The organism is Nitratireductor sp. GCM10026969, assembly GCF_042660605.1.
Taxonomy (GTDB): Bacteria; Pseudomonadota; Alphaproteobacteria; order Rhizobiales; family Rhizobiaceae; genus Chelativorans.
Map to the genome: position 1 here is coordinate 19158 of NZ_JBHSUM010000020.1, position 26799 is coordinate 45956.

At 64.9% G+C, this 26799-nt stretch carries 24 protein-coding genes; 13 read left to right on the forward strand and 11 right to left on the reverse strand.

What is annotated here, in order from left to right; translation table 11 throughout:
- Window positions 1-48: 48 nt before the first annotated feature.
- Window positions 49-1728, forward strand: coding sequence for an NAD+ synthase (locus ACFP9U_RS07175; RefSeq protein WP_378620139.1), 1680 nt, complete (start codon window positions 49-51; stop codon window positions 1726-1728).
- A gap of 21 nt (window positions 1729-1749) precedes the next feature.
- Here the strand turns inward: ACFP9U_RS07175 and ACFP9U_RS07180 are convergent, their stop codons facing one another.
- Genes ACFP9U_RS07180 through ACFP9U_RS07190 form a run of 3 tightly spaced genes read right to left on the reverse strand, consistent with a single transcriptional unit; the run spans window position 1750 to window position 3104 of the window.
- Window positions 1750-2376 carry an ATP-dependent Clp protease proteolytic subunit gene (locus tag ACFP9U_RS07180; protein WP_378620140.1) on the reverse strand — a complete coding sequence of 209 codons (627 nt, stop codon included), beginning with the start codon at window positions 2374-2376 and terminating at the stop codon, window positions 1750-1752.
- 45 nt (window positions 2377-2421) lie between these two features.
- On the reverse strand, window positions 2422-2793 hold the full coding sequence (locus ACFP9U_RS07185) for an SRPBCC family protein (protein WP_378620141.1): 372 nt from the start codon (window positions 2791-2793) through the stop codon (window positions 2422-2424).
- The gene (locus ACFP9U_RS07190) at window positions 2790-3104 is read right to left on the reverse strand and encodes an ArsR/SmtB family transcription factor (RefSeq protein ID WP_378620143.1); all 315 of its coding nucleotides are present in this window, start codon (window positions 3102-3104) and stop codon (window positions 2790-2792) included. The genes ACFP9U_RS07185 and ACFP9U_RS07190 overlap by 4 nt, the downstream gene beginning before the upstream one ends.
- A gap of 198 nt (window positions 3105-3302) precedes the next feature.
- Here ACFP9U_RS07190 and ACFP9U_RS07195 point away from each other — a divergent pair, with 198 nt between their 5' ends.
- Both ACFP9U_RS07195 and ACFP9U_RS07200 read left to right on the forward strand, forming a co-directional pair.
- Window positions 3303-4547, forward strand: coding sequence for an MFS transporter (locus ACFP9U_RS07195; RefSeq protein WP_378620145.1), 1245 nt, complete (start codon window positions 3303-3305; stop codon window positions 4545-4547).
- Complete coding sequence (locus ACFP9U_RS07200; RefSeq protein ID WP_378620146.1) at window positions 4544-5920, forward strand: glutamate--tRNA ligase; 1377 nt, start codon at window positions 4544-4546, stop codon at window positions 5918-5920. The genes ACFP9U_RS07195 and ACFP9U_RS07200 overlap by 4 nt, the downstream gene beginning before the upstream one ends.
- Window positions 5921-6090: 170 nt before the next feature.
- Here the strand turns inward: ACFP9U_RS07200 and gltA are convergent, their stop codons facing one another.
- Together gltA and gltX are read right to left on the reverse strand one after the other, a co-directional pair.
- Entirely contained in the window at window positions 6091-7380 is a 1290-nt protein-coding gene (gltA, locus tag ACFP9U_RS07205; protein WP_378620148.1) for a citrate synthase, read from the reverse strand.
- A gap of 157 nt (window positions 7381-7537) precedes the next feature.
- Window positions 7538-8962 carry a glutamate--tRNA ligase gene (gene gltX, locus ACFP9U_RS07210; RefSeq protein WP_378620150.1) on the reverse strand — a complete coding sequence of 475 codons (1425 nt, stop codon included), beginning with the start codon at window positions 8960-8962 and terminating at the stop codon, window positions 7538-7540.
- A 117-nt stretch (window positions 8963-9079) separates the two neighbouring features.
- Between gltX and ACFP9U_RS07215 the strand changes: the two genes are divergently transcribed.
- A complete protein-coding gene (locus tag ACFP9U_RS07215) occupies window positions 9080-11443 on the forward strand; it encodes a ComEC/Rec2 family competence protein (protein WP_378620151.1) in 2364 nt (787 codons plus the stop codon).
- A 15-nt stretch (window positions 11444-11458) separates the two neighbouring features.
- Here the strand turns inward: ACFP9U_RS07215 and lexA are convergent, their stop codons facing one another.
- The 6 genes from lexA to ACFP9U_RS07245 form a co-directional block, all read right to left on the reverse strand.
- Complete coding sequence (lexA, locus tag ACFP9U_RS07220; protein ID WP_322451596.1) at window positions 11459-12175, reverse strand: transcriptional repressor LexA; 717 nt, start codon at window positions 12173-12175, stop codon at window positions 11459-11461.
- 97 nt (window positions 12176-12272) lie between these two features.
- Window positions 12273-13478, reverse strand: coding sequence for a gephyrin-like molybdotransferase Glp (gene glp, locus ACFP9U_RS07225; protein ID WP_378620153.1), 1206 nt, complete (start codon window positions 13476-13478; stop codon window positions 12273-12275).
- Window positions 13459-13977 carry a cyclic pyranopterin monophosphate synthase MoaC gene (gene moaC / locus ACFP9U_RS07230; protein ID WP_378620156.1) on the reverse strand — a complete coding sequence of 173 codons (519 nt, stop codon included), beginning with the start codon at window positions 13975-13977 and terminating at the stop codon, window positions 13459-13461. Before moaC ends, glp begins: the two co-directional genes overlap by 20 nt.
- A gap of 1 nt (window position 13978) precedes the next feature.
- Window positions 13979-14794: an indole-3-glycerol phosphate synthase TrpC gene (trpC, locus tag ACFP9U_RS07235; protein WP_378620157.1), complete on the reverse strand. Its 816-nt coding sequence runs from the start codon at window positions 14792-14794 to the stop codon at window positions 13979-13981.
- 17 nt (window positions 14795-14811) lie between these two features.
- Complete coding sequence (gene trpD / locus ACFP9U_RS07240) at window positions 14812-15825, reverse strand: anthranilate phosphoribosyltransferase (protein ID WP_378620159.1); 1014 nt, start codon at window positions 15823-15825, stop codon at window positions 14812-14814.
- A gap of 8 nt (window positions 15826-15833) precedes the next feature.
- On the reverse strand, window positions 15834-17720 hold the full coding sequence (locus ACFP9U_RS07245) for a SurA N-terminal domain-containing protein (protein ID WP_378620161.1): 1887 nt from the start codon (window positions 17718-17720) through the stop codon (window positions 15834-15836).
- A 177-nt stretch (window positions 17721-17897) separates the two neighbouring features.
- On the opposite strand from ACFP9U_RS07245, the gene tpiA reads away from it, so the two are divergent.
- The 9 genes from tpiA to ACFP9U_RS07290 form a co-directional block, all read left to right on the forward strand.
- Window positions 17898-18662 (forward strand): triose-phosphate isomerase, encoded by a 765-nt coding sequence (gene tpiA, locus ACFP9U_RS07250; protein WP_378620162.1) that lies wholly within the window; start codon window positions 17898-17900, stop codon window positions 18660-18662.
- Between the two features lie 141 nt (window positions 18663-18803).
- Complete coding sequence (gene secG / locus ACFP9U_RS07255) at window positions 18804-19232, forward strand: preprotein translocase subunit SecG (RefSeq protein ID WP_378620164.1); 429 nt, start codon at window positions 18804-18806, stop codon at window positions 19230-19232.
- A 123-nt stretch (window positions 19233-19355) separates the two neighbouring features.
- Complete coding sequence (locus ACFP9U_RS07260; protein ID WP_378620165.1) at window positions 19356-20984, forward strand: CTP synthase; 1629 nt, start codon at window positions 19356-19358, stop codon at window positions 20982-20984.
- Between the two features lie 31 nt (window positions 20985-21015).
- A complete protein-coding gene (kdsA, locus tag ACFP9U_RS07265) occupies window positions 21016-21846 on the forward strand; it encodes a 3-deoxy-8-phosphooctulonate synthase (RefSeq protein WP_378620166.1) in 831 nt (276 codons plus the stop codon).
- A gap of 104 nt (window positions 21847-21950) precedes the next feature.
- Entirely contained in the window at window positions 21951-23225 is a 1275-nt protein-coding gene (gene eno / locus ACFP9U_RS07270; protein WP_378620167.1) for a phosphopyruvate hydratase, read from the forward strand.
- A 51-nt stretch (window positions 23226-23276) separates the two neighbouring features.
- Entirely contained in the window at window positions 23277-23597 is a 321-nt protein-coding gene (locus ACFP9U_RS07275) for an FtsB family cell division protein (protein ID WP_378620168.1), read from the forward strand.
- 236 nt (window positions 23598-23833) lie between these two features.
- Window positions 23834-24910 carry a pyruvate dehydrogenase (acetyl-transferring) E1 component subunit alpha gene (gene pdhA, locus ACFP9U_RS07280; RefSeq protein WP_378620169.1) on the forward strand — a complete coding sequence of 359 codons (1077 nt, stop codon included), beginning with the start codon at window positions 23834-23836 and terminating at the stop codon, window positions 24908-24910.
- 14 nt (window positions 24911-24924) lie between these two features.
- Window positions 24925-26325 (forward strand): pyruvate dehydrogenase complex E1 component subunit beta, encoded by a 1401-nt coding sequence (locus ACFP9U_RS07285; protein WP_378620170.1) that lies wholly within the window; start codon window positions 24925-24927, stop codon window positions 26323-26325.
- Window positions 26326-26338: 13 nt separating this feature from the next.
- Window positions 26339-26799, forward strand: a 461-nt coding sequence (locus tag ACFP9U_RS07290) for a biotin/lipoyl-containing protein (protein WP_378620171.1), incomplete at its 3' end; no start/stop codon positions are given.

Consider the following 26799-nt stretch of genomic DNA (forward strand, 5'->3'; position numbering starts at 1 on the left):
ATGGTGGCCGAAAGCCAATATGATGTGTTGCAGTCGAGAAGGTTCCGCATGACGAACGCCGCTCCCGGGATTATCCGCATCGCCGTCGCTCAGCTCAATCCGACGGTCGGCGATATCGCCGGCAATCTGGCGCTGGCGCGTCAGGCGCGCGCCGAGGCGGCGCGCCATGGCGCCGACCTGGTTCTCTTCACCGAGTTGTTCATCGCTGGCTACCCGCCGGAAGACCTGGTCATGAAGCCGGCCTTCGTCGAGGCGTGCGAGAAGGCGGTCGCCGATTTCGCCGGGGAGACCGCCGACGGCGGGCCGGGGGTCGTCATCGGAACCCCGCTCAAGCGTGAAAGCGGCGTGCACAATGCGGCGATGGTGCTCGATGACGGAAAGATCATCGCCGAGCGCTATAAGCTCGACCTGCCGAACTACGGCGAGTTCGATGAAAAGCGTGTGTTCCAGCCGGGGCCGAGCATGCCAGGGCCGGTCAATTTCCGCGGCGTGCGCCTCGGCATCCCCGTCTGCGAGGACATCTGGGGGCAGCTCGACGTCTGCGAGACGCTGGCCGAATCCGGCGCCGAGATCCTCCTGGTACCCAACGGCTCGCCCTATTACCGCGGCAAGGTGGATGTGCGCCAGCAGGTGGCCATCGTCCAGGTGATCGAAAGCGGCCTGCCGCTCATCTACGCCAACATGCTGGGCGGTCAGGACGAACTCGTCTTCGATGGCGCGTCCTTCGCCATACAGGCCGACAAGTCGCTGGCCTTCCAGATGAGCCAGTTCGAGGCGGCGGTTGCGGTGACGACCTGGCGCCGCGACGGCGAGGCATGGGTTTGCGCCGACGGGCCGATGTCCGTCATTCCGGAGAAGGAGGAGGCGGATTATCGCGCCTGCTTGCTGGGCCTGCGCGACTACGTGAACAAGAACGGATTCAAGAATGTCGTCCTCGGCCTCTCTGGCGGCGTCGATTCGGCATTGTGCGCCGCACTCGCCGTCGATGCGCTGGGTGAGGAGCGGGTGAGGGCGGTCATGCTGCCTTACCGCTACACCTCGCAGATTTCCCTGAAGGACGCGGAGGACTGCGCCAAGGCCTTGGGCTGCCGTTATGACGTGGTGCCCATCGCAGCGCCCGTTGAGGGCTTTCTGGAGGCCCTTGGAGCGCTCTTCGAGGGCACGCAGGAGGGCGTCACCGAGGAGAACCTGCAAAGCCGCACACGCGGCACGCTCCTGATGGCGATCTCCAACAAGTTCGGCTCGATGGTCGTGACGACGGGCAATAAATCGGAGATGTCGGTGGGCTACGCCACCCTCTACGGCGACATGAATGGCGGTTTCAACCCGATCAAGGACCTCTACAAGATGCAGGTCTATGCGCTCTGCCGCTGGCGCAACGACCACGTTCCGCCGGGCGCGCTCGGGCCCTCGGGCGAGGTGATCCCGGCCAATATCATCGACAAGGCCCCCTCGGCGGAGCTGCGCGAGAACCAGACCGACCAGGATTCGCTGCCGCCCTATCCGGTGCTGGACGACATCCTGGAATGCCTCGTCGAGAACGAGATGGCCGTCGACGACATCGTCGCGCGCGGCCACGACCGCAAGATGGTCCACCGCATCGAGCACCTGCTCTACATCGCCGAGTACAAGCGCCGCCAGGCCGCGCCGGGTGTAAAGATCACCAAGAAGAACTTCGGCCGCGACCGCCGCTATCCCATCACAAACAGGTTTCGCGACCGGACATAGGGGAAAAGGGCGCTTGGCCGCTTACTCCAGCGCTCCCGTGATCCCCTCCAGCGCCTCGCGCCGGTGATAGACGTGATCGACCAGGCCCCAGTCGCGGGCCTCCTCGGCGCTCATGAAGAAGTCCCGATCGAGTGTGCGCTCCACCTCTTCCCGCGTGCGTCCGCAATGTTCGGCGTAAAGCCCGATCAGGTGCCGTTTTAGCCTGACGATATCCTCGGCATGGCGTTCGATATCGGAGGCCTGGCCCTGAAATCCGCCTGAAGGCTGGTGCAGAATGATGCGCGCATTGGGCAGCGCCACACGCCGGCCGCGTGCGCCGGCCATCAGCAGGAACGAGCCCATCGATCCCGCCGTGCCGAAGCAGAGTGTGGCGACCGGGCATTTGATGAACTGCATGGTGTCGTAGATGGCGAAGCCGCTGGTGACCACACCGCCCGGCGAATTGATATAAAAGGCGATTTCGCGATCCGGATTTTCGGCTTCCAGATGCAGCATCTGCGCGCAGATGAGGGCGGCCGAATTGTCGTCCACCTGACCGTTCAGAAAGACGATCCGCTCGCGCAGAAGGCGGGAAAAAATGTCGAAGGAACGCTCGCCGCGGGGCGACTGTTCGACGACCATGGGGACGAGATTCATCGTGTCGCGCATTGCGCAACTCCTTTCGGACAACAGTTTCTGACAGCGCCGCCCCGGCTAGGCCGCCAGCGCCAGCGGCGTATCCGTGTTGGCGGGTTCGGGTTGTCGGGCACGGGCGGTCGCACCGTGCGTCAGGCGAAAATGCATCTTGCCCTCGCCGAGGGGAGCCAGTTCGATGGTGACCACACGCGGCGCATCGGGGTTCTCGGGATCGTGCCAGGCATAGCGCAGGCGGCTGTACGGTTCCGCCTCCAGGACGCGAAAGCTCGGCCCCTGCCGCGCCGGGCCCTCCTCGGTCATGGGAAAGGCCCCGAGCCAATCGGCGGCGAGCTCTTCATCGGTCAGGGCGCGCCACAGTTTCTCCGGCGAAGCCTCGATCTCACATTCCACGACGACTCTGTTTTCCCTGTCATCCGCCGTGAGGGTCATCGCTCCATCTCCTCAAGAAGTGTTCTCAGTCGCTCGACGCGCGTGGGCCAGAAGGCCCTGTACCGCGTCAGCCAGTCGACCATCGGTGCAAGCCCGTCCGGCGCGAGGCGGTAACGCACTTGCCGGCCCTGGCGCTTCTGCTCGATCAGCCCGGCATCGCGAAGGATGGCCACGTGCTGGGAAACCGCAGGCTGGGAGATATCCAGGCCTTCGCGCAGCTCGGTGGCATTCTTCTCCCCGTCCAGGAGCCGCTCCAGAACGGCCCGCCGTGTGGGATCGGCCAAGGCACGAAAAACATCCGTCTCACACATGGGAACAGATAAGCATACACTTATCTATCGTGCAAGCCGGATGCGGAAGGAGCGATTGCACCAGTGCGCGGAAGCTGGTGTGACAGGGCTCGCACGCCTTGCACCGTGGACACAAGCCTTTACGATGCACCCGATCTCGCCGAGTCCGGCACTTGGCGCGGGCGCATGATAGGTCGCGCGCCTCCACCAGAGAAACCGATGTCCTTTCTGTACTTTTTTCGCGAGAACGCCCGTTGGCTTGCCGGCGGGTTTCTCCTCACCTTCTTCTCTTCCTTCGGGCAGACTTTCTTCATTTCCCTGTCTGCGGGGAACATTCGCCAGGAATACGCGCTCTCCCACGGCGCCTTCGGCATGATCTACATGCTGGCCACCCTGGCCAGTGCCCTGACGATGCCGCGCTTCGGACAGATCGTGGACCGCTATTCGGCAAGGACCGTCACGCTCATCATCGTGCCGATGCTGGCGCTGGCGTGCGTGTCCATGGCGCTCTCCACCTCGATCGTCCTGCTTTGCGTGACAATCTATCTCCTGCGGCTTTTCGGGCAGGGCATGATGACCCAGAACGCGCTGACGGCCATGGGCCGGTGGTTTTCCGCCCAGCGCGGGCGCGCCGTGTCGCTCACCGTTCTCGGGCAGAATGCCAGCGAAGCGGTGCTGCCGCTCATCTTCGTGAGCCTTGCCGGGCTGGTGGGCTGGCGTGGTAGCTGGTTGGTAGGCGCCGGATTCCTCGTCCTCGTCGCGCTGCCGCTGATCGCCGGGCTGGTGGCCGTGGAACGGGCGCCACGCTCCAGCGATCCCGCACCCAGGCGCGCGACGGGACGCAACTGGACGCGCGCGGAGGTCGTTCGCGACCCGCTCTTCTACGCGCTGCTTCTGGGCGTCATGGCCCCGGGCTTCATCTCAACGACCATTTTCTTCCACCAGGTCTATCTCGTGGAACTGCGTGGCTGGTCGCTGGAGGTCTTCGCCTCGTCCTTCACCTTCATGGCGGTCATGACGGTCTCCTTCGCGCTCATCTCGGGCCAGCTCATCGACCGCTTCTCGGCCGTGGCGCTGTTGCCCGTCTTCCTGCTGCCGCTGGCCGCCGCCTGCCTGACGCTCGCCGCGTTCGACGCGCAGTGGATTTCCTTCATCTTCATGGGGATGCTCGGTATTTCCTACGGGTTTTCCTCGACCCTCTTCGGCGCCATCTGGCCGGAGATCTACGGTACGCGGCATCTCGGTGCAGTGCGGGCGCTGACGGTGGCCATCATGGTGTTCGCCACCGCAATGGGGCCGGGCCTGACCGGCTATCTCATCGATCTCGGCGTCTCCTATCCGCTGCAGATCGCCGCCATGGGGTTCTACTGCCTCGCCGCGTCGGCTCTCATGCTGTTCGTTTCCCGGCGGCTTGCCGCGCGCGCCTTGCAATGGGATGAGGCGTCGGCTACCTCCGCACCATGAGTGTCACGGTTCGCTTCGCTCCGTCGCCGACGGGTCGGATTCATATCGGCAATGCGCGCACCGCGCTTTACAACTGGCTGTTCACGCTGAAGGCCGGCGGCCGTTTCATCCTGCGCTTCGATGATACGGACCGGGAGCGCTCGCGCCCGGAATACGCCGACGGAATCGAGGCGGATCTCGCCTGGCTCGGCATCGAACCGGATTTGGTCGTACGCCAGTCGGAGCGTTTCGACCGCTACGAGCGCGCGGTGGAACGGCTCAGGGAAGCCGGCCTCCTCTATGCCTGCTATGAAACGGGCGAGGAACTGGAAAGGCGGCGCAGGCTCAGGCTGTCGCGGCGCCTGCCGCCGGTCTATGGTCGCGAGGCGCTGAAGCTGTCCGAGGAAGAGAAGAACCGGCTGGAAGCGGAGGGACGCAGGCCGCACTGGCGCTTCCTCCTGCCGAATTTCGACGACGATCCGCTATCGCCCCGGCGCACGGAGGTCCATTGGGACGATATCGTGCGCGGGCCGCAGACGGTGGACCTCGCTTCCATGTCCGACCCGGTCCTCATCCGCGAAGACGGTACCTTTCTCTACACGCTGCCCTCCGTCGTGGATGACATCGAGCTTGCCGTCAGCCACGTCATCCGCGGCGACGATCACGTCACCAACACCGGCGCGCAGATCGCCCTCTTTCAGGCGCTCGGCGCCGAGGCGCCGGCCTTCGGCCACCACAATCTGCTGACCACGGCGACGGGCGAGGGGCTCTCCAAGCGTACCGGCTCGCTGTCCATCGCCGGCCTCAGGGAAGAAGGCATCGAGCCGATGGCGGTGGCATCGCTCGCCGTGCTCATCGGCGCAGCCGGGGCGGTGACGGCCTGCCGCGACATGAAGGAACTGACGCTCCGCTTCGATCCCGCCGCGAGCTCGAAATCGGCGGCAAAGTTCGATCCCGCCGAACTCCGGGCCTTAAGCAGCGCGCTCGTCCATTCCATGCCGTTCGAGGAGGCCGCGCCGCGACTGCGCGAGCTGGGCATCGACGGACCGCTGGCCGAGCCGTTCTGGGATGTCGTGCGTGGCAATCTCGAGACGGTCGGGGACGCCGCCGAATGGTGGCGGATCGTGAGGGAGGGGCCCGGGACGACCCCGGCGCTTTCCGCGGACGATCAGGTCTTCGTGCAATCCGCGCTCGATCTCCTGCCACCCGAGCCATGGGATCGGGAGACCTGGCGCCAATGGACCGACCGGGTGAAGGCCGAAACCGGGCGCAAGGGCAAGGCCCTCTTCAAGCCGCTGCGCATCGCGCTGACCGGACGCGAGTCCGGACCGGAACTGGCCGATCTGCTGCCTTTGCTGGGACGTGAAGAGACTTTGGCCCGTCGGCCTCAGTAGGGGATCTCCTGCTGCGGAAAAGACCACATACGTGACCGGAAAGCGCGGAGCTTTCAAATCCCCCGGATACATTCGCGCAGGCCTTCAAGGCAGGCTTATCGGATCGAAAGCGGTCCTTGGAAAGCACGACGGGACCCCATAGGGCCCCGCCTGAAACCGTCGACGTTTGCTTAGCGCCGCTCCATCGGCACGTAATCGCGCTGGGTGGCCCCCGTGTAGAGCTGGCGGGGACGGCCGATCTTCTGGTTCGGGTCCTCGATCATCTCCTTCCACTGGGCGATCCAGCCGACCGTGCGGGCAAGTGCGAAGAGCACCGTGAACATGGTGGTGGGGAAGCCCAAGGCCTTCAGCGTGATGCCGGAATAGAAGTCGATGTTCGGGTAGAGCTTCTTTTCGATGAAGTAGTCGTCCGTGAGCGCGATGCGTTCCAGCTCGATGGCGATGTCGAGCTGAGCGTCGTCCTTGATACCGAGTTCCTGCAGCACCTCGTGACAGGTCTTCTGCATGATCTTGGCACGCGGATCGTAGTTTTTGTAGACCCGGTGTCCGAAGCCCATCAGGCGGAACGGGTCGTCCTTGTCCTTGGCGCGCTCGATATATTCGGGGATGCGGTCCACGCTGCCGATTTCCGACAGCATGTTGAGCGCGGCCTCGTTCGCGCCGCCGTGGGCCGGACCCCAGAGACAGGCGATGCCGGCGGCGATGCAGGCGAAGGGGTTGGCTCCGGAGGAGCCGGCAAGCCGCACCGTGGAGGTCGAGGCGTTCTGCTCGTGGTCGGCATGCAGGATGAAGATGCGCTCCATGGCGCGCGCCAAAACAGGATTGACCTTGTAGTCTTCGCACGGCACCGCAAAGCACATGTGCAGGAAGTTGGCCGCGTAGGAAAGCTCGTTGCGCGGATAAACGAAGGGCTGGCCGATATGGTATTTGTAAGCCATGGCCGCGATCGTCGGCATCTTCGCGATCATGCGGATGGAGGCGATCATGCGCTGCCGCGGATCGGAGATATCCGTGGAATCGTGGTAGAAGGCGGACAGCGCCCCGACCATTCCGCACATGACGGCCATCGGGTGGGCGTCGCGGCGAAAGCCGGTGAAGAAGCGCGACATCTGCTCGTGCAGCATGGTATGCCGCGTCACGCGGTAGTCGAAATCCTCCTTCTGCGTCCTGGTCGGCAGCTCGCCGTAAAGAAGCAGGTAGCAGACCTCGAGAAAGTCGCCTTGCTCTGCCAACTGGTCGATGGGATAGCCGCGATGCAGCAGCACGCCTTCATCACCGTCGATATAGGTGATCTTGGACTCGCAGCTGGCCGTGGAGGTGAAGCCGGGATCGTAGGTGAACATCCCGGTATCCTTGTAGAGGGAACCGATATCGATCACGTCCGGTCCCACGGTGCCCTTGTGGATTTCGTATTCCCGGTTGTCACCGCCAAATTCCAGTTTCGCAGTCGAGTTGGTCATCGCGGTCACCTCTCTGTTCATGAAATTCGGGGTGCGGGAAGTTGCCCACCCGGAGTGGTTATTTCGCCACAAGCGTGGCATGTAGCTAGCGCATTTGCCCACCCGTGCCAAGCTTGACAGGGATGGGTGTTGCGCTGCAACATACGTTCTTATGCCGTCAGCCGCCGGCCTGGTCGCGGATGCGTCCCAGGGCCTCCTCGCGCCCGAGAACCGCCAGCACATCGAAAATTCCCGGCGAGGTGGTACGGCCCGTCAGCGCAGCACGCAGTGGCTGCGCCACTTTTCCGAGTTTGCGCCCCGTCTCCTGCGCGAAATCGCGTACGACCGTTTCAAGCGCCGGTGCCGACCAGTCCGGCACCGCTGCGAACCGGTCGGCCAGGTCGGCGAGCATATTGCGGGCATCGTCGTCAAGCAGGGCGGCGGCTTTCTCGTCCGGCGCCAGGGGCCGCTCGGCAAAAAGAAACCCGGCGCCATCAGCCAGTTCCACCAATGTCTTTGCCCGTTCCTTGAGTCCGGGCATGGCGTCGCGCAGCTGCGCCTTGCGTGCATCGTCGAGCCGGGCGCGCAGTATTTCGCCGCCTTCCAGATGGGGCAGGGCGTCGATGAAAATGTCGAGCAACGCGTCATCATCCATCTGCCGCATATGGATGCCGTTTAGTGCCTCCAGCTTCTGGAAATCGAAGCGGGCCGCACCGCGGTTGATGTCCTCGATCTCGAACCATTCGATCATCTCTTCGCTGGACATCACCTCGTCATCGCCGTGGCTCCAGCCGAGCCGGGCCAGATAGTTGCGCAGCGCTGCGGGCAGATAGCCCATCGCGCGATAGGCCTCGACACCCAGGGCGCCGTGCCGCTTGGAAAGCTTCGCCCCGTCGGGCCCGTGGATCAGCGGCACATGCGCCATGACAGGCACCTCCCACCCCATGGCACGGTAGATCAGGCTTTGGCGCGCGGCGTTGGTCAGGTGGTCGTCGCCGCGGATGATGTGGGTGACGCCCATGTCATGATCGTCCACCACGACCGCATGCATATAGGTGGGGGAACCGTCGGAACGCAGGATGATGAAATCATCGAGGTCCTTGTTGGGGAAACGGACCTCGCCCTGCACACGGTCATTTATGACGGTTTCGCCCTCGCGCGGTGCCTTGATGCGGATGACGGGCTTGATCCCGGCCGGCGCCTCGCCGGGATCCCGATCGCGCCACGTGCCGTCGTAGCGCGGCGGCCGGCCTTCGGCACGCGCTTTCTCCCGCATCGCCACGACCTCCTCGCGCGAGGCGTAGCAATGATAGGCTTCGCCCCTGGCGACGAGCTCCTCCGCCACCGCCCGATGCCGGTCGGCACGGGCGTACTGGGAGACGGGCTCTCCCTCCCATTCAAGCCCGAGCCACCTCAGCCCGTCGAGGATCGCCTCCGTCGCTTCCGGCGTCGAGCGCTGGCGGTCGGTGTCTTCGATGCGCAGCAGCATCTTGCCGCCCGTGTGCCGGGCATAGAGCCAGTTGAAAAGGGCCGTGCGCGCACCGCCGATATGCAGGAAGCCGGTGGGCGAGGGCGCAAAACGGGTGATGACGGGTTTCGACATTTTTCTTCCGGAGGGCTTTTGCGCGGGCGCCAGTGCCGTGCAAGCGGGGTGAAAATCTTTCGCCCGTCATGTAGCATAGGCAGTCTGGGGTGCAAGCGCCTGTGGAAGGGGCCGGGCATGGGGGGCGAAAGCGCGGAGACGGCGCAAGGCGAGCGGGCGCACTTCCGGCCGGCCGAGGCGGAGTCTTCCGGCGGCACTTTTCCGCTTGTGGACGAGCGACGTACCGAGCTGGACCCACGGCCACGCATTGCCTCGATTAAGCAATCTCTTGTCCAGATAAAACAGCTTCTTGCATTTTATCTTTTACGTGAGTTCTCAAGAGACGCCGCTCGCGGGGCAGGGTTTCTGTGCCTGCCCGTGCTGCTGGCTGGCGGCGCTGCGGTCTATTTCGCTCTGCCACGTGAGCCGGGGACCGGGGCGCTTGTGCTGACGATTGCGTTTTTGACCCTGCTGACCTGGCTGTCACGGCGCAAACTTCTCCTGTCGACCCCGCTCGCGGCCGTTCTCGTCTTTACCGTCGGTGTTGGCGCCGCGAAGCTGGAGACGCTGCGCGCATCGACGCCGATGGTGGGGTCCGACGTCACCACGCGTATTACCGGGCGCCTTGTCCAGCAGGAACGGCGGGCCGACGGCCGGATCAGGCTCACCATCGACATTCTGGAAACGGAGCGTCCGCATCTATCCTATCCGCCGGACCGTGTGCGGCTGACTGCGCGTGATGTGCCCGCGGATCTCCGCCCGGGAGACGGCGTCTACGGCCTGGTGCGGCTGATGTCGCCTTCGGGGCCGGTCCGGCCCGGGGCCTATGATTTCTCGTTCACGAGCTACTTCGCCGGGCGGGGGGCAGTCGGCTTTTTCATGTCCGGGCCGGAGCGTGTCACACTGGATACGCCGGCACCGCTCTTGAGCTATCCGGCACGCTGGCTGGAACGGATGCGCGGCGCGCTTGCCGAACGCATCCGCAGCCGGATCGGTGGACCGGAGGGTGAAATCGCAGTGGCGGTCATCACCGGGTTCCGCGCCGGCATTCCCGAAGAGATCAACGAATGGCTGCGCCGCGCCGGCCTGGCGCATATCCTGGCCATTTCGGGCCTGCACATGGCGCTCGTGGCGGCGACCGTTATGGTTATGGTGCGCGCCGTCTCCGCTCTGTTCCCCGGATTTTCCTCTCGCGTACCGGTCAAGAAATACGCCGCGGCGGCGGCCCTGGTCATGTGCACGCTCTATCTGTGCATATCCGGAGCGGCGGTGGCGGCGCAGCGCAGCTACGTCATGCTCGCCGTGATGCTGGCCGCCCTCATTTGCGACCGCGCCGCCATCACGATGCGCAACGTGGCGATCGCCGCGCTCGTCATCGTGGCGTGGTCGCCGCACGTGGTCGTCGGGCCCAGTTTCCAGATGTCCTTTGCCGCGACGGCGGCTCTGGTAGCCGGCTACGCGGCCTGGAATCACTGGCGCCAGCAGCGCGCCACGCGCAGGCCGCCGCCGGAGGGAAGCCTCCCTTGGCGGCTGACGCGCTACGGCCTGGTCTTCCTCGTCGGCCTGTCGGCTACCTCGCTCATCGCCGGTACGGCCACCGCGATCTACGGCGTCTGGCATTTCCAGCGCGTGACCCCGCTGGCACTGCCAGCCAATCTGACGGCGATGCCGATCGTATCCGTCTTCGCCATGCCCGCCGCGGTGCTGGCGATACTGTCCATGCCCTTCGGGCTCGATGGGATATTCCTAAAAGCGATGGGACAGGCGATCGCCGCCGTGGTGGCCATCGCCGAGTGGTTTTCGACCCATTCGCCTGTGGACGCCGTCGGTCTCATCCCGCTCACGGCCATGCTTTCCTTTACCGGTGCGCTGCTTGTCCTGGTGGTCTCGACCACATGGCTGCGCCTGCTGGCGCTGCCGCTCGCCGCCGCCGGCGTGGTTTTTCTCGCCATGCGGCAACTGCCGGACGTCGTGGTTACGGAAGATGCAACGCTCGTCGGTCTGTCTGGAGAAAGCGCCTCGCTCGCCGTGAACCGCACCCGCCCGAACGGCTTCACCATGGACGACTGGACGCGGGCACTGGCGGCTGGAACCGTCGTGAAGCCGACGAATGTAGAGACGGGTGCGCCGCAGCCGCCAAACGCGGAGAAGACGAGGTTTCATTGCAGTGAAGACCTGTGCCTCGCCCGCCACGAAAGCGATGCCCTGGTAGCCCATGCCGCAACCCCCAAGGCCGCCCGTGCGGCCTGTGCCGGCGCCGACCTTGTCGTTCTCGATGATGCCGTGACGACTGTTCCTTGCGGCCCGGCACCAGCCGCCACCCTCGTCACCAAGCGCGATCTGGCGCATTACGGCAGTGCAGCGATCTTCTTCGAGGAAAATCCGAGCGCGGAAGGCAGCGGGAAAGCGCGGATAACCTTCGCAATCACCAAGCCATGGCGGCCATGGCACGCTCACCGTGCCTGGTCGCGGGCCGCCCGGGGGCTGCCCCCACATCGCTGAAGACGGTCGTCCGCCTCAATAGCGCCGGATGAGGCCGACCAGCCGGCCCTGCACCTTCACCCGGTCGGGACCGAAAATGCGGGTCTCGTAGGCGGGATTGGCCGCTTCCAGCGCGATGGACGCACCCTTGCGGCGGAAGCGCTTGAGCGTGGCTTCCTCCTCGTCGACGAGGGCCACCACGATCTCGCCCGGATTGGCCGTCTGCGTCTCCCGGATGATCACCGTATCGCCGTCGAAGATGCCGGCCTCGATCATCGAATCGCCCTTGACCTCCAGTGCATAGTGTTCCCCGCCCGACAGCATGTCGGGCGGAACTCCCACCGAATGCGTCTGATGCTGAATGGCCTCGATGGGGACGCCGGCGGCGATGCGCCCCATGACGGGAACCGAAACGACGCTCACGCCGTCCTCGTCATTGTCGGCGGCCGGCTTGGTGGGCGCCGGGGCGTTGCGGCTCTGGCCACCTTCGATGACGCTGGGCGAGAACGTTCGCTGTCCGCCGAGGCCCGGGGCGATCGACTCGGGCAGGCGCAAGACCTCCATCGCGCGTGCGCGATTGGGGAGGCGGCGGATGAAACCGCGCTCCTCCAGGGCGGTGATCAGCCGATGAATGCCCGACTTCGAGGCAAGGTCCAGCGCCTCCTTCATCTCGTCGAAGGAAGGAGGGATGCCCGTCTCCTTGAGACGGTTGTGAATGAAAAGCAGCAGCTCGTGCTGTTTGCGCGTTAGCATCGGTTCCACCCCGGGAATCAACATAAACAAAACCAGAACATAAGGTAGACGTTCCAGTTGTGTTCCGCAAGAGTGAAAAATCAGCGTTACCTTCCGGTTAACGCAGCATCAGAACCTGGCAGGGCTCACCCGCCTCGCTCGCGCAGGCGCCGGGCTCACGCAGAATGAGCGCGTTGGCGTCGGCAAGCGTGGTCAGCATGGAGGAATCCTGAACCGTGAAAGGCGTGGCAACGAGCCCGCGCGGACCGTTCTCGGCGCGCGCGCGCACATAATCGCGGCGCTCATCGTTTGCCTTCATCGGCGCGGCCAACTCGGCCGCACGCAGATCCGGTGCGAAGGAGCGGCCGGAAAGGGCGGCGATGAGCGGGCGCAGGAAGAGATGCGCGCAGACGAGGCTGGAGACGGGATTGCCGGGCAGGCCCAGGACGCGGCTTCCCTGCAGGCGGCCGAATATCAGCGGCTTGCCGGGCCGCATGGCGATCCTCCAGAAGGCGAGTTCCAGACCTTGTGCCGTCAGCACCTCGCGCACGAGGTCGTGCGCACCCACGGAGACCCCGCCGAGCGTCACGATGAGGTCCGCATCGGCCGAAAGCGCCCGGGAAAGCGCATCGGCAATCATCGCGCGGTCGTCGGGCACGATGCCGAGGTTGAGAATGTCGGCCCCGTCCTGACCGGCCAGGGCAGCGATGCCGAAACTGTTCGAGGCGACGATCTGGTCGGGTCCGGGAGTGGTTCCCGGCGGCACGAGTTCGTCGCCTGTCGCGATGATCGCGACAAGCGGTCGGCCGACCACGGCAAGTTCCGGATGCCCCGCTGCGGCCGCCAGCGACAGGGCTGGCGGATCGAGCGAGCGGCCGACGTCCAGAACGGTCGCGCCGTCGAAGAAATCGAGCCCCGCGCGCCGGATGTGGCAGCCTTCCGCCACCGTTTCGACCGCTTCGATCCGCCCCTCGGCGACAAGGCGGGCGTTTTCTTGGATGAGAATGGTGTCGGCGCCGGGCGGCACCGGCGCGCCGGTGAAGATGCGCACCGCCTCGCCATGACCGACCGTTCCGGAAAATCGCCGGCCCGCCGCCGATTCGCCGATCACTGTGAGTTGCGCGGGAACGGTGGCCACGTCGGTAGCGCGAACGGCATAGCCGTCCATGGCCGAGGCATCGAAGGGGGGCTGGGTGCACCGGGCTTCCACGGGGGCGGCTAGAATACGCCCGGCCGCTGAATTTAGCGGTACTTTCTCGGCTGCAAGCGGCTCTACACCCTCCAGAATGCGTTCGAGTGCCTCGTCAACCGGAAGCAGTGCCATCGCCGGCCTCGTCCATGCGCCAGTCACCCGATCTGCCGCCCGCCTTTTCCTTCAGCCGCACGGCGCCGATGACCATGTTCTTGTCCAGCGCCTTGGCCATGTCGTAGATGGTCAGGCAGGCGACGGAAACGGCCGTGAGCGCCTCCATCTCCACGCCGGTCTTGCCCGTCAGCGCGGCCGTCGCCTCGACCCGCAGCCCGGGGAGCGCCTCGTCCGGCGCAATCTCCACGGCGATCTTGGTCAGCGCCAGCGGATGGCACAGCGGGATGAGGTCGTGAGTCTTCTTAGCCGCCATGATGCCGGCAAGCCGCGCCACCGCGATGACGTCGCCCTTCTTGGCGTTTCCTTCCTGGATGGCGCGCAGCGTCTCCGGGGCCATGGTCACCGCGCCCACTGCCACCGCCGTGCGTTGCGTGTCCTGCTTTGCGCCGACATCAACCATCTCGGCGCGCCCGTCGGTGGCGAGGTGGGTGAGGTCGTGCTTCTCCGTTTCCGCCATTTCAACCGGCCGCCTGCATATCCGCTCCGAGTCCGAGCAGGGCGCTTGTGGCCATCGCGACATCCTCCTGGCGCATCAGGCTTTCACCGACGAGGAAGCTTTCGATACCCGACTTTGCCAGCCGGCGGCAATCCTCATGGGTGAAGATCCCGCTCTCGCCGATGATGATGCGACCGGACGGCACCTGCGGCGCCAGTCTCTCGCAGGTCTCAAGCCTCGTCTCGAACGTCCTCAGGTCGCGATTATTGATACCGATGAGCGGCGAGGAAAGCTGAAGCGCGCGTTCGAGCTCTGCCTCGTCATGCACTTCGACGAGCACATCCATGCCGAGCTCGCCCGCGGTTTCCTCGAGCGCCTTTGCTTCGTCGTCCGAAACGCTCGCCATGATGACAAGGATCGCGTCTGCCCCCCAGGCCCGGGCTTCATAGACCTGATATGGCTCGAACATGAAGTCCTTGCGCAACGCGGGAAGGCCGGCGGCCTCTCGTGCATTGGTGAGGAATTCCGGCGCACCCTGAAAGGAAGGCCGATCCGTCAGCACCGACAGGCACGCGGCACCACCGCGCTCATAGGCGCGGGCCAATTCTTGCGGGTCGAAATCGGTGCGGATGAGCCCCTTGGAGGGGCTCGCCTTCTTGATCTCCGCGATGAGCGCGAGGCGGCTTTCGGCATGCTTGGCCTTCAGCGCGGCGGTGAAGCCGCGCGCCGGACCGGCATCGCGGGCGCGCGCGGCGATCTCCGCCAGGGGAAGAGCCGCCTTAGCCGCGGCGATCTCCTCGCGCTTATACGCCTCGATCCTGCGCAGAATATCGGCCATGGGCGTCTCGTTCCGTTTCACGATTTCCGGTTGGACACGTCGACGAGCTTCTCCAGAACGGCAAGCGCACGGCCCTCGTCGAGCGCCCGGGCGGCGATCGCCACGCCCTCCTTCAGCGTCTCAGCCCTGTCGGCCACGACAAGCGCGCCGCCGGCATTGAGTAGCGCGATATCGCGGTAGGCGTTGCGCTCGCCCTTAAGCACCGCGCGCAGCGCCTTGGCGTTGTGCTCACCATCGCCGCCCTTCAAGTCGGCCAGGTCGGCCCGCGGCAGGCCGGCCTCTTCCGGCGTGACCTCGAAGTTGCGGATTTCCCCGTCCGCCAGCTCTGCGACGCGCGTGGTCCCGGCGGTGGTCATTTCGTCGAGCCCGTCTCCATGCACCACCCAGGCCTTCTCGGCACCGAGAGTCTTCATGACGTGGGCGAGGGGTTCCACCCATTCCGGCGAGAAGACGCCGATCAGCTGGCGCTTAACGCGTGCCGGGTTCGACAGCGGGCCGAGCAGGTTGAAGATCGTGCGCGTGCCGAGCTCGACGCGGGAAGCGCCGACATGGCGCATGGCCGCGTGGTGGGCAGGGGCGAACATGAAGCCGGCGCCGGCTTCGGCGATGCAGGCGGCGATGCGCTCAGGCCCGATTTCGATGTCGACGCCGAGTGCGGCAAGGCTGTCGGCAGCGCCCGAGCGCGAGGACAGCGCGCGATTGCCGTGCTTGGCCACCGGCACGCCACAGCCCGCAACGATGAAGGCAGCACAGGTGGACACGTTGTAAGTGCCAGAGCCGTCACCGCCGGTACCGACGATGTCGATCGCCCCTTCCGGTGCCGCGACGGGCAGCATCTTGGCGCGCATGGTCTGCACCGCGCCGGCGATTTCCTCCACCGTCTCCCCGCGCACGCGCAACGCCATCAGAAAGCCGCCGATCTGGCTCGGCGTCGCCTCGCCGGACATGATGATGTCGAAGGCCTCGCGCGCATCGGCAAAGCTGAGCGGCGTGCCCGCGGCCACCTTGGCGATATGTGCCTTGAGGTCCATGAACAGCCTCAGAAGCTCAGCGCCTGCTGCATCGCCCCACGATTGACGGAGATCTCATGCTCCGTCTCCAGTTGTGCGATGAGCTGGTCGAGAAGATCGTTCGAGATAGCCCGTCTCATCGAGCCGGCGACCTCTTCCGGCACCATTTCAGGCGAAGCTGAAGCCGGCTCGAAGACCTCCGTAACCTGGAAGAGGAACTGTCCGTCGCCCGCCGGATTGGGGAAAGCGCCCGTTCCGCCCTTCGGTACGCCGAACGCGGCAGCGACGCCGGCACGGCCCAGATCGGCATCGTCGGCCTCGCGCTTCAGGCCACGCTTGACTGCCTTTTCCTGGCCGATCTCGGCGGCGATCTCGTCCAGCGTCTTGCCGCCTTCGATGTCCTTCTGGAACCTGGCGGCCATTTCCGACAGTCGCCGCGCGGCCTCGGCGTCGGTCCAGTCCTCCACGACCTCGTCCCGCACTTCGTCCAGCGTGCGGTCGCGGGCGGGGATGACCTCCTCGACCTCGTAGAAGAGATAGCCGTTGGTGCCGAGATTGATCGGCCTGTTCTCCAGGCCTTCCTCGGTCTCGAAAGCCTGGCTCAGCAATTGCCGCGAGGCCGGGAGATCCTGGACAAGCGAGCCGTCGGGCCTGCGGCCGGAGCTGTCGACGGCCTCGACCGTCTGCATGGCCAATTGCTGGCTTTCGGCCGCTTCCTGCATGGTCTGGCCGGCGGCGCGGGCGTCCTCATAAGCCTCATAGGTGTCCAGAACCAGATGGCTGGCCTCCGAAAGCGCCAGTTCCTGGCGGATCTCCTCGCTCACCTCCGCAAGCGGTGTCGCTTCTTCCGCCGTGATCTCCGTGACGCGCAGGATCACCGGACCGAAGGCGCCCTCGACGACATCGCTCACCTTGCCTTCAGGCAGCGAGAAGGCGGCTTCGGCCACCGCCTCGTCGGCAATCCCGTCGCGGGTGAGGGTGCCGAGACTGACGTCCTCCATGCTCTTGTTCTGCATCGCCACGAGGTCTTCGAAGGTCGCCCCGGTGCGTATGCTCTCAAGTGCCGCTGCTGCGTCTTCCTCCGAGGCGAAGGCGATCTGCTCGATCGTCCGGCGCTCGGCCGTCGTGTAGCGGTCCCGGTTCTCCTCGTAGGAGCGGCGCACCTGCTCGTCGGAAATGACCGACGGATCGATGATGTCCTCCGGCTCCAGCTTGACGTAGTTGATCTTGCGGTACTCGGGCGCGGCGTAGTCGCTCTGGCGCTCCTCGAACCAGTTCGCAAGCGTTTCCTCGCCGGGCGGTTCGATGGGCTCGACCAGCGAGCGGGGCAGGGGGACATATTCCATCGTCCGGCTTTCGCCTCGATAGAGCGCCACATTGGTCAGAAGCGTCTCGGGAACCGAGACGTCGCCCGCGACGGCATCGACGATCTGCTGGCGAATCGCCGCTTGCTCGCGATTCCTCAGATATTGCTCCGGGCGCATCCCCGCCTGGTTCAGCACGAACTCGAACTGCTGCCGGTTGAAGCGGCCGTCGGCGCCGCGGAAGGCCGGATCGGCGGCCGTCAGTCCAGCCACTTTCTCCTGCGACAGTCCCAGGCCCATTTTCCGGGACGTCTCGTCGAGCAATGCACCGGCGGTAAGCTGCGAGAGCACCTGATTGTCGACCCCGAACGCCTCGGCTTGCGCGCGCGTCAGCCGCGTGCCGAGCTGCTGCGACAGCTCCGCCACCCGGCGGTCATAGGCCAGCCGGTAGTCGAGAACGGAAACGGAGGTATTGCCGACCGTTATCACGTCGCCGCCGGCGCCGGTGAACATCTGGCCGGAAATGCCCCACACGGCAAAACTCAGGACGAGGAGGCCGAGGAGCAGTTTCGAGATCCAGGTGCTTGTGGCATTTCTTAGGCTGTCGAGCATGATGCGTTCGCTGTCTTTCCAACTATTCTTATCCCAGCGGCTGCGTAGCCTCCATCCGAAGTCCCAACAGCCTCCAGTGTGGCAATAGCGCCCTTAAAAGCCACTGTCGATTGCTTTGTGGCCCCTTTTTGGTAGGGAACACGGATCGAACGGACGAGATAAGGAACGGTGAGCCCCATGACGACCTCCATCCGCCCCCTCATTGCCGGCAACTGGAAAATGCACGGCACCGGCGCATCCCTGGGTGAGTTGAAGGCGATCGGGGAGGGTTACTCGTCCGCTGCGGGCGCCGACATCGAAGGCCTGATCTGTGTGCCGGCCACGCTCCTTTCAAGGGCGCGCGAGACGCTCGACGGCACGCCCGTGTTCGTCGGCGGTCAGGATTGCCATGCCGAAGAAAGCGGTGCCCACACCGGCGACATTGCCGCCGAGATGCTGGCCGATTGCGGTGCGAGCCACGTGATCGTCGGTCATTCCGAGCGACGCACCGACCATGGAGAGAGCGACGCCGACGTGGCCGCAAAGGCGAAGGCGGCGTGGCGGGCCGGGCTCGTCGCGATCATCTGCATCGGCGAGACGCGGCAACAACGCGAAAGCGGCGAGACGCTGGCCGTCCTTTCCCGCCAGATCGCCGGCTCTCTTCCCGCCGGGGCGACGGCCGAAAACACCGTCGTCGCCTATGAGCCGGTATGGGCGATCGGCACCGGTCTCACGCCGACGTCAGAGGACGTTGCCGAAGCCCATGCGCATCTGCGCGCGGAACTTGGAAGGGCGATCGGTGCGCAAAGCGACCGCGTTCGAATTCTCTACGGCGGCTCGGTCAAGCCGGCCAATGCCCGTGAGTTGCTCTCCATCTCCAACGTAGACGGCGCACTGATTGGCGGTGCCAGCCTGAAGGCGGCGGATTACCTCGGCATTTGCGAGGCAACCAGGGCAAATTGATCGATCGCGCCCACGTGTCTCCTTGCATGCGCTTCACATGCGCCTATCTTGGCAGCGGGACTTGGAAAAGGGGCCAAAGGCGTGTAATGAGCCGCGTCCGCAGGCAAGGGCCCGCGCCGCGACAGACCGCCGGAAGGAAACATGCAAACCATCATCATCGTCATCCATTTGCTCGTCGTGATCGCGCTCGTGGGCACGGTCCTCATGCAGCGCTCCGAGGGCGGAGGGCTCGGCATCGGCGGTGGCTCCGGTTTCATGAGCGCGCGGGGCGCTGCGAATGCGCTGACCCGCACGACGGCAATCCTGGCGGCCGCATTTTTCGCGACCTCGCTGGCCCTGTCGCTTATTGCCCGTTATCAGGGGCAACCGACGGACATCTTCGACACCCTTCCGGCGAACGAGACGCAGCAGGAGGACGGTGGCGGCGCCGGCATTCTCGACGAACTCGGCGGTGGCGAGTCCCCGGCACCACCCACGGGAACCGAGGCGCAACCCGCGCCTGCCGGTGAACAGTCTTCTCCGACCCAGCAGCCCGGCAATTCCGAGCCGCGGGTGCCGACCGGCGAATAGGCCGCCCCCAAGACGGTTCGACGCCGGCCGCTGAGCGGCTGACCACGACCCGATCAAAAAAGAAGCGGACAGGGCAATTTTGCTCTGGCGAAATCGTCCGCGTCCGGTTAAGCGATGAGTCCCATGGCGCGATATGTATTCATCACCGGCGGCGTGGTTTCCTCCCTTGGCAAAGGCATAGCGGCGGCGGCACTCGGTGCGTTGCTGCAGGCGCGCGGCTACCGCGTGCGCATCAGGAAGCTCGACCCCTATCTCAACGTTGATCCGGGCACGATGTCGCCCTATCAGCACGGCGAGGTGTTCGTGACCGACGATGGGGCCGAAACGGACCTCGACCTCGGGCACTACGAGCGTTTCACGGGGCGCTCGGCCAATCGGCACGACAACATCACCACCGGCCGGATCTACCAGAACATCATCGAGAAGGAGCGGCGCGGCGACTATCTCGGCGCGACGGTTCAGGTCATCCCGCACGTCACCGACGAGATCAAGCAGTTCATCCTCGAAGGCAATGACGATTTCGATTTCGTCCTGTGCGAAATCGGCGGCACGGTCGGCGACATCGAGGCCATGCCCTTCCTGGAAGCCATCCGCCAGCTCGGCAACGAGCTGCCGCGCGGCAACGCCATCTATGTCCATCTCACACTGATGCCGTGGATCCCGGCGGCTGGCGAGCTCAAGACCAAGCCGACGCAGCATTCGGTCAAGGAACTGCAGTCGATCGGCATCGCGCCCGACATCCTGCTCGTGCGGGCCGACCGGGAAGTCCCGCCGGAGGAGCGGCGCAAGCTTTCGCTCTTCTGCAACGTGCGCGAATCGGCCGTCATCCAGGCGCTCGACGTGGCGAATATTTACGACGTGCCGACGGCCTATCACCGCGAGGGGCTCGATTCGGAGGTGCTGGCCGCCTTCGGCATCGATCCGGCGCCCAAGCCGCGCATGGAGCGTTGGCAGGAGGTTGCCGAGCGCATCCACAACCCGGAAGGCGAGGTCACCATTGCCGTGGTCGGCAAGTACACCGGCCTCAAGGACGCCTATAAATCGCTCAACGAGGCACTCGCCCACGGCGGTATGGCCAATCGCGTGCGCGTCAATCTCGAATGGATCGAATCGGAGATCTTCGAGGAGGAAGACCCCGCACCGTGGCTTGAAAAGGTGCACGGGATCTTGGTGCCCGGCGGCTTCGGCGAGCGCGGTTCGGAGGGCAAGATCCTGGCCGCCAAGTTCGCACGCGAGCGCAAGGTGCCTTATTTCGGCATCTGCTTCGGCATGCAGATGGCCTGTATCGAGGCGGCGCGGTCTCTGGCCGGAATCGAAAAGGCGTCCTCGACCGAGTTCGGCCCGACGGACGAGCCGATCGTCGGCCTGATGACCGAATGGCTGAAAGGCAACATGCTGGAAAAACGCACAGCCGCCGGCGACCTCGGCGGCACGATGCGGCTGGGCGCCTATGACGCCCGTCTCGCGCCGGGCTCCAGGATCGCCGACATCTACGGCACCGAGGCGATCTCCGAGCGCCACCGCCACCGCTACGAGGTGAACATCGGCTATCGCGAGAAGCTCGAGGAATGCGGTCTCGTCTTCGCCGGTCTCTCGCCCGACGGGGTGCTGCCGGAAACGGTGGAGTATCCGGACCATCCCTGGTTCATCGGCGTGCAGTACCATCCGGAGCTGAAGAGCCGACCCTTCGAGCCGCATCCGCTCTTCGCCTCCTTCATCGAAGCGGCGGTGGAGCAGTCGCGGCTGGTGTGACGAGGCGAAAAAGGCCTGAGGAGATATGGGCATGAATCCCAATCCGCGCGTGGACATAGGCAGGGCGGTCTTCGCCAACGACGCGCCGCTGGCGCTCATCGCCGGGCCATGCCAGCTCGAATCGCGGGGTCATGCCTTCGATATGGCAGGCGCGCTCAAGGAGCTGACGGACAAGCTCGGGATCGGCTTCGTCTACAAGACCAGCTTCGACAAGGCCAACCGCACCTCGCTTGCGGGCAAGCGCGGTGCTGGGCTGGAGGCGGCGCTGCCGGTCTTTGCCGATCTGCGCCGCGAATTGGGCGTGCCGGTGCTGACCGACGTACACACCGAGGAGCAGTGCGGCGCCGTGGCCGAGGCCGTCGACGTCCTGCAGATCCCCGCTTTTCTGTGCCGGCAGACCGACCTTCTGATAGCCGCGGCAGCGACCGGCAAGCCTGTGAACGTCAAGAAAGGCCAGTTTCTCGCCCCCTGGGACATGAAGAACGTCGTCGCCAAGATCACCGATTCCGGCAATGCGGACGTTCTGGTGACCGAGCGCGGCACGTCCTTCGGCTATAACACCCTGGTCACCGACATGCGCGGCCTCCCGCAGATGGCGGCGATGGGCGCGCCGGTGATCTTCGACGCCACGCATTCCGTCCAGCAGCCGGGCGGGCAGGGCGGTTCAACCGGCGGCGAGCGGCGCTTCGTGGAAACGCTTGCGCGCGCGGCGGTGGCGGTCGGCGTGGCCGGCGTCTTCATCGAGACACACGAGGATCCCGACAAAGCGCCGTCCGACGGGCCGAACATGGTGCCGCTCAAGGACATGCCGGCGCTTCTAGAGCGTCTGATGGCATTCGACCGGATCGCGAAAGGGGCGTAAGCCGCGCCGTCCAATCGATCGGATGCGCAGCATTGTCTTTTTTGCCGCGTGCGGTATGAGAGGCGCGATTTGTCTCCACGCCAATTCGAGCCAGAGGACATCCCATGACTGCCATCGTCGATATCGTCGGACGTGAAATTCTCGACAGCCGCGGCAATCCCACCGTCGAGGTCGACGTCGTCCTGGAGGACGGCTCCATGGGCCGCGCGGCGGTTCCTTCCGGGGCGTCGACGGGTGCCCATGAAGCAGTCGAGCTCAGGGACGGGGGACCGCGATTCCTGGGCAAGGGCGTGACCCAGGCCGTCGAGGCGGTCAATGGCGAGATCTTCGAGGCCGTCGGCGGCATGGAAGCTGAAAACCAGATCCAGATCGACCACACCATGATCGAGCTCGACGGCACGCCGAACAAGGCTCGCCTCGGCGCCAACGCCATTCTCGGCGTCTCGCTGGCCGTCGCTAAGGCGGCAGCCGAAGCCGCCGACTTGCCGCTCTATCGCTATGTCGGCGGCGCGGCTGCACATGTTCTTCCCGTGCCGATGATGAACATCGTCAACGGCGGGGCGCATGCCGACAACCCCATTGATTTCCAGGAATTCATGGTGATGCCGGTGGGCGCGGAAAGCCTGCGCGAGGCTGTCCGCTGGGGATCCGAGATTTTTCACACGCTGAAGGCAGGGCTGAAGGCGGCCGGCTACAACACCAATGTGGGCGACGAGGGCGGCTTCGCGCCGGGCCTGAAAAGCGCCGAGGAAGCGCTGGACTTCATCATGAAGTCGGTCGAGAAGGCCGGTTACAAGCCCGGCGACGACGTCGCGATCGCGCTCGATTGTGCGGCGACCGAGTTCTTCAAGAACGGCAAATATGTCTATGAGGGCGAGGGTCAGACGCGCGACGGCAAGGCGCAGGCCGAGTATCTCGCCAAACTTGCCGCCGACTATCCCATCATCTCCATCGAAGACGGCATGGCCGAGGACGATTTCGAAGGCTGGAAGATCCTGACCGAGCGCATCGGCGACAAGGTGCAACTGGTCGGCGACGACCTGTTCGTCACCAACTCGGCCCGCCTCAACGACGGCATCAAGATGGGAATCGCGAACTCCATCCTCGTGAAGGTGAACCAGATCGGTTCGCTGACCGAGACGTTGGATGCGGTGGAGACCGCGCACAAGGCCGCCTATACCGCGGTGATGTCGCACCGCTCCGGCGAGACGGAGGATTCGACCATCGCCGACTTGGCCGTCGCCACCAATTGCGGGCAGATCAAGACCGGCTCGCTTGCCCGCTCCGACCGTCTGGCCAAGTACAACCAGCTCATCCGCATCGAGGAGGAGCTCGGTCGACAGGCGCGCTATGCGGGGCGGGGAATCTTGCGCGGCTAAACCCTCTGTTAAGCAAGGATATGGCCATATGCGGCGGAAGGATATCGCCGCATGTGGACCCGTCATCACAAACGTCGCAATACAGGCCGGCTGATCGTGCCGGCGATCGCCATCCTGGTGCTGAGCTATTTCGGCTTCCATGCCTATCACGGCGATTATGGTCTCAATGCCAAGGCGAGGCTTGAGACGCGTGCCGCCAAACTCGAGGAGGAGCTTGGGGCGCTGCGCAAGACGCGCGGCGAGCTCGAGGAGCGCGTGAGCCTGCTCAGCGACGGCACGCTCGAGAAGGACATGCTGGACGAGCAAGCGCGGCGAGCGCTCAATCTCGCCCAGGACAATGAAATCGTCATTTTTCGTAATCGAGACGATTAACTTGTTTCAAGTTAATCGCTTAATCATCGAGCAATTTCAGCTCCTTAAACGACATAACAGCCATGCGTAATTGCAATGGCACAAAACGACGCTCCGTGATAGCGTCCCGCCCGCTGACGAGCCTCCTCGGACATGGACTATCGTCTGTCGTGGACTAGATCTCTTTCCTGCGGCAGTATGGCGCCCAAAGCCGAGTTCCGCACGTCCGCCAAGAGACATTTTCTAGGGAGTGATCGATGGCGACAGCCGCCAGGAAAACCTCTTCACGATCGACATCGGCGAAATCGCGCAGCGGCGGCAAGTCCGCGGCCGCCGCGACGGGCACGCCGGCGGTCAGGACGCCCAAGCCGGAGGAGTTCAAGAAGGAGCAGGAACTGTCCGCCTATCACGAGATGCTGCTCATCCGCCGTTTCGAGGAGAAGGCGGGCCAGCTCTACGGCATGGGGCTGATCGGTGGCTTCTGCCACCTCTATATCGGCCAGGAAGCGGTGGTCGTGGGGATGCAGATGGCCCTCAAGGAGGGCGATCAGGTGATCACCGGCTATCGCGATCACGGCCACATGCTGGCGACCGGCATGGACCCGCGGGGCGTGATGGCCGAACTGACGGGGCGTCGGAGCGGCTATTCCAAGGGCAAGGGCGGCTCCATGCACATGTTCTCCAAGGAGAAGCATTTCTACGGTGGCCACGGCATCGTCGGCGCGCAGGTGCCGATCGGCACCGGCCTCGCGCTGGCCAACCGCTATCGCGGCAACGATCACGTATCACTGACCTATTTTGGCGATGGCGCGGCCAATCAGGGCCAGGTCTATGAAAGCTTCAACATGGCCGCGCTGTGGAAGCTGCCGGTGGTCTACATCATCGAGAACAACCGCTACGCCATGGGCACATCGGTCTCGCGGTCCTCGGCCGAGACGAATTTCGCGCATCGGGGCCTGTCCTTCAAAATTCCCGGCATTCAGGTCGACGGCATGGATGTGCGCGCGGTCAAGGCGGCCGGCGACATGGCCGTCGAGTGGTGCCGTTCGGGCAAGGGGCCAATCATCCTGGAGATGCAGACCTACCGCTATCGCGGGCATTCCATGTCGGATCCGGCGAAATACCGGTCCAAGGACGAAGTGCAGAAGATGCGCTCCGAGCACGATCCCATCGAGCAGGTGCGGCGGCGGCTCATCGAGAAGAAGTGGGCAAGCGAGGACGAATTGAAGGCGGAGGACAAGAAGGTCCGCGACATCGTGGCCGATGCGGCCGATTTCGCGCAGGCCGATCCCGAGCCCGATACGTCCGAACTCTACACCAACATCCTGCTTTAAGGGGGGAGTTGCCCATGCCCACGGAAATTCTCATGCCCGCTCTCTCTCCGACCATGGAGGAGGGCAACCTCGCCAAATGGCTGAAGAAGGAAGGCGACGCCGTCGCGCCCGGTGACGTGATCGCCGAGATCGAGACCGACAAGGCGACCATGGAAGTGGAAGCTGTCGACGAAGGAACGATCGGCAAGATTCTCATCGAGGAAGGTGCGGAAGGCGTGAAGGTCAACACGCCGATCGCGCTTCTGCTCGGCGAGGGTGAAAACAGCGAGGACCTCGACAAGGCGCCCGCAAGCGCGCCGCCGGCGCAGGCGCAGGCACCGGCCGAGGAGCCCGCCGAGCAGAAGACGGAGGACACGCCGAAGCCCGCCGCCGCGCCAAGGGCCGAGGCGCAGCCCCTTCCGGCCGATCCGGACATTCCCGAAGGCACGGAGATGGTCAAGACGACCGTGCGCGAAGCGCTGCGCGATGCCATGGTCGAGGAGATGCGCCGCGACGAGGACGTCTTCGTCATGGGCGAGGAAGTCGCCGAATACGAGGGCGCCTATAAGATCACACAGGGGCTTTTGAGCGAATTCGGCGAAAGGCGCGTGGTCGACACGCCGATCACCGAGCACGGCTTTGCCGGCGTCGGCATCGGTGCGGCTTTTGCCGGCTTGAAGCCCGTCGTCGAGTTCATGACCTTCAATTTCGCCATGCAGGCGATGGACCAACTCGTGAATTCCGCCGCCAAGACGCTGTATATGGCCGGTGGCCAGATGGGCGCGCCCATCGTCTTCCGCGGGCCCAACGGCGCGGCCGCCCGCGTCGCCGCCCAGCATAGCCAGGATTATGCCGCCTGGTACGGCCACATCCCGGGTCTCAAGGTCGTGATGCCTTATACGGCCGCTGATGCCAAGGGCCTCCTCAAGGCAGCCATTCGCGATCCCAACCCGGTCATCTTCCTGGAAAACGAGATCCTCTACGGGCAGAGCTTCGAAGTGCCCAAGCTCGACGATTTCGTTCTGCCGATCGGCAAGGCCCGGATCCACAAGCAGGGCAGGGATGCGACGATCGTGTCCTTCGGCATCGGCATGACCTATGTCATCAAGGCCGAAGAGGAATTGCGCGGCATGGGGCTCGACGTCGAGATCATCGATCTGCGCACCATCCGGCCGATGGACCTCGATACGGTGATCGAATCGGTGAAGAAGACCAACCGGCTGGTCACCGTCGAAGAAGGGTTTCCCCAGTCCTCCGTGGGCGATCATATCGCCGCCCAGGTGATGCAGCGGGCTTTCGACTGGCTCGACGCGCCGGTGATCACGATCGCCGGCAAGGACGTGCCGATGCCCTATGCCGCGAACCTGGAGAAGCTCGCGCTGCCCAGCGTGGCCGAGGTCGTCGACGCGGTGAAAGCCGTCACCTACCGGGACTGAGGAGAGGGAGCCCATGCCGATACAAGTCACCATGCCTGCCCTCTCGCCGACCATGGAGGAGGGCAACCTTGCCAAGTGGCTGGTCAAGGAAGGCGACAACGTCTCTGCCGGCGATGTCATCGCCGAGATCGAGACCGACAAGGCGACCATGGAAGTGGAAGCCGTCGACGAGGGGACCGTCGCCAAGCTCGTGGTGCCGGAAGGAACCGAGGGCGTGAAGGTCAACGCGCTGATCGCCGTGCTTGCCGGCGAGGGCGAGGACGTCTCCGAAGCCGCCAAGGCGGTGGACTCCACCCCGGCCCCTCAAGCAAAGGCTCCGGAGGAAAAGGCCGAGAAGCCGCAGAAGGAAGAGACGCCAGCCGAGCCGGCGAAGCCGAAACCCGATGGTGCCGCCGGGCAGGCCGAAGCGCCGCGGGCTGCCTCGCCGAGCAAGGACAGCGGCAATCGCCTCTTCGCCTCGCCGCTCGCCCGCCG

Bases quoted from the DNA above. Each gene is read 5' to 3' on its own strand.
- ACFP9U_RS07215 (WP_378620151.1), top strand. From the start codon at position 9,080: ATGGGGGGCGAAAGCGCGGAGACGGCGCAAGGCGAGCGGGCGCACTTC.
- ACFP9U_RS07190 (WP_378620143.1), bottom strand. From the start codon at position 3,104: ATGTGTGAGACGGATGTTTTTCGTGCCTTGGCCGATCCCACACGGCGG.
- gltA (WP_378620148.1), bottom strand. From the start codon at position 7,380: ATGACCAACTCGACTGCGAAACTGGAATTTGGCGGTGACAACCGGGAA.
- gltX (WP_378620150.1), bottom strand. From the start codon at position 8,962: ATGTCGAAACCCGTCATCACCCGTTTTGCGCCCTCGCCCACCGGCTTC.
- ACFP9U_RS07200 (WP_378620146.1), top strand. From the start codon at position 4,544: ATGAGTGTCACGGTTCGCTTCGCTCCGTCGCCGACGGGTCGGATTCAT.
- glp (WP_378620153.1), bottom strand. From the start codon at position 13,478: ATGGCACTGCTTCCGGTTGACGAGGCACTCGAACGCATTCTGGAGGGT.
- trpD (WP_378620159.1), bottom strand. From the start codon at position 15,825: ATGGACCTCAAGGCACATATCGCCAAGGTGGCCGCGGGCACGCCGCTC.
- ACFP9U_RS07185 (WP_378620141.1), bottom strand. From the start codon at position 2,793: ATGACCCTCACGGCGGATGACAGGGAAAACAGAGTCGTCGTGGAATGT.
- ACFP9U_RS07195 (WP_378620145.1), top strand. From the start codon at position 3,303: ATGTCCTTTCTGTACTTTTTTCGCGAGAACGCCCGTTGGCTTGCCGGC.
- ACFP9U_RS07275 (WP_378620168.1), top strand. From the start codon at position 23,277: ATGTGGACCCGTCATCACAAACGTCGCAATACAGGCCGGCTGATCGTG.
- ACFP9U_RS07285 (WP_378620170.1), top strand. From the start codon at position 24,925: ATGCCCACGGAAATTCTCATGCCCGCTCTCTCTCCGACCATGGAGGAG.
- tpiA (WP_378620162.1), top strand. From the start codon at position 17,898: ATGACGACCTCCATCCGCCCCCTCATTGCCGGCAACTGGAAAATGCAC.
- secG (WP_378620164.1), top strand. From the start codon at position 18,804: ATGCAAACCATCATCATCGTCATCCATTTGCTCGTCGTGATCGCGCTC.
- kdsA (WP_378620166.1), top strand. From the start codon at position 21,016: ATGAATCCCAATCCGCGCGTGGACATAGGCAGGGCGGTCTTCGCCAAC.
- pdhA (WP_378620169.1), top strand. From the start codon at position 23,834: ATGGCGACAGCCGCCAGGAAAACCTCTTCACGATCGACATCGGCGAAA.
- ACFP9U_RS07180 (WP_378620140.1), bottom strand. From the start codon at position 2,376: ATGCGCGACACGATGAATCTCGTCCCCATGGTCGTCGAACAGTCGCCC.
- ACFP9U_RS07175 (WP_378620139.1), top strand. From the start codon at position 49: ATGACGAACGCCGCTCCCGGGATTATCCGCATCGCCGTCGCTCAGCTC.
- eno (WP_378620167.1), top strand. From the start codon at position 21,951: ATGACTGCCATCGTCGATATCGTCGGACGTGAAATTCTCGACAGCCGC.
- trpC (WP_378620157.1), bottom strand. From the start codon at position 14,794: ATGGCCGATATTCTGCGCAGGATCGAGGCGTATAAGCGCGAGGAGATC.
- moaC (WP_378620156.1), bottom strand. From the start codon at position 13,977: ATGGCGGAAACGGAGAAGCACGACCTCACCCACCTCGCCACCGACGGG.
- ACFP9U_RS07260 (WP_378620165.1), top strand. From the start codon at position 19,356: ATGGCGCGATATGTATTCATCACCGGCGGCGTGGTTTCCTCCCTTGGC.
- ACFP9U_RS07245 (WP_378620161.1), bottom strand. From the start codon at position 17,720: ATGCTCGACAGCCTAAGAAATGCCACAAGCACCTGGATCTCGAAACTG.
- lexA (WP_322451596.1), bottom strand. From the start codon at position 12,175: ATGCTAACGCGCAAACAGCACGAGCTGCTGCTTTTCATTCACAACCGT.